This is a genomic window from Vibrio caribbeanicus ATCC BAA-2122, from assembly GCF_000165125.1.
Lineage (GTDB): Bacteria > Pseudomonadota > Gammaproteobacteria > Enterobacterales > Vibrionaceae > Vibrio > Vibrio caribbeanicus.
The window spans coordinates 1-1,548 of sequence record NZ_AEIU01000082.1; the positions used below are offsets into that span (position 1 = coordinate 1).

Here is a 1,548-nt window from a genome sequence, read left to right on the forward strand (position 1 = left end):
CCCACTAAAGTATCGGGGCGCACCCCCTGCTCTAGTAAATAATGCGCTAACTGGTTGGCCCGCTGATTGAGCTCGCCATAGCTTAGGCTCTCACGGTTAAACACTAAAGCGGTCGCTTCCGGCTGCTGAGCAGCTTGAGCTTCAACCAGTTGATGAATACACAGCTCGCCTGGGAAGTCTTGTTGGGTGTCATTCCACTCGACTAACTGCTGCTTTTCCGCTCTGGTCAAAATGTCCAACTCAGCCAAGGGGCGTTCTGGCTGAGTAAGTGCGCCTTGTAGCAAGGCTTCAAAGTGCCTTGCTAAACATGCAATCGTCTCGGCTTTAAAAAGATCTTGATTGTATTCCCAATCGAGCGTCAATCCATTCGCACCTTGCTCCACATTTAGTGTTAAATCAAACTTAGCAATGGTTAAGTCAGCCGCTTCAAATTGAACCTCAACGTCAGGCAGGCTCAACTCAGCGTTGTCATTATTCTGTAACGCCAGCATGATTTGGAATAAGGGGTGATGACTTAAGTGCCGGTTTGGCTGTAGTACTTCCACCAACTGCTCAAACGGTACTTGCTGATGCGCATAAGCGTCCAACGCTGTGGCTCGGCATTGTGTTAACAGCGTATGGAAACTCGGTGCCTCAGATAAATCGGCTCGTAGCACCAAGGTATTGACAAAAAAGCCGATCAAAGGCGCAATTTCAGGTTGCTCACGATTGGCGATAGGGCTGCCCACCACAATGTCGGTTTCATTGCTATAACGGCTCAGTAATGCCGCAAAGAGTGCGTGCAGTCCCATAAAGAGGGTGGCCCCCTCAGCCGTGCAGTAATCTTGCAATTGCTCACTGAGCACGGAAGGAATACGAGTACTTAGGGTTGCACCAGCAAAACTTTGTTGAACCGGTCTTGGATAATCCAAGGGCAAGGCATGCACATCCGGTAAACCCGCTAGCTGATGCTCCCAATACTGGGTTTGCTGCGCTAGCACCTCACCTTGCAAATAATCGCGCTGCCAAAGCGCGTAGTCTGCGTATTGAATGGAGAGCGGCGTTAACTGGGGGGTTGTATCAGCCACATAGGCACTATAAAGCGCTTGGAGCTCTTGCATCAATAGCGAAACTGACCAACCATCACCGGCAATATGGTGCAGCGTTAGCAGTAATACCGACTCGTCTGATGACAACCTTAATAAACGCAGTTGCAGCATCAAGTCTTGAGTTAAATCAAATGGCCATGTACTGAGTTCACGGCGATGTGTCATTAAGGCAACGGTTTGTTCGTCGGCTGACAGAGCCTGCAAGTCGACCACCGGGAGGCATTGACCTGTCGGCGCGGCTTGCACTTGCTGGTAAGTCTCTCCTGTTGCTTGCTCTACAAAACAGGTACGTAGGCTTTCATGACGCTGATAAAGCGTTTGAAAGCTCTGCTCTAACGCTGCGATATTCAGCTTGCCACTCAAGCGCAACGCCCCTGGCATGTTGTAATGCACACTGCCGCCTTCTAAGCGATCAATAAACCACAAGCGTTGCTGGGCATAAGATAACGGCAATGCGGTT

The 1,548-nt window shown here is 50.1% G+C and carries 1 protein-coding gene; it reads right to left on the reverse strand.

Going from position 1 to position 1,548, the window contains the following annotated elements; all coding sequences use genetic code 11:
- A partial coding sequence (locus RH40_RS12870; protein ID WP_009601980.1) for a condensation domain-containing protein occupies positions 1–1,548 on the reverse strand: 1,548 nt, incomplete at both ends.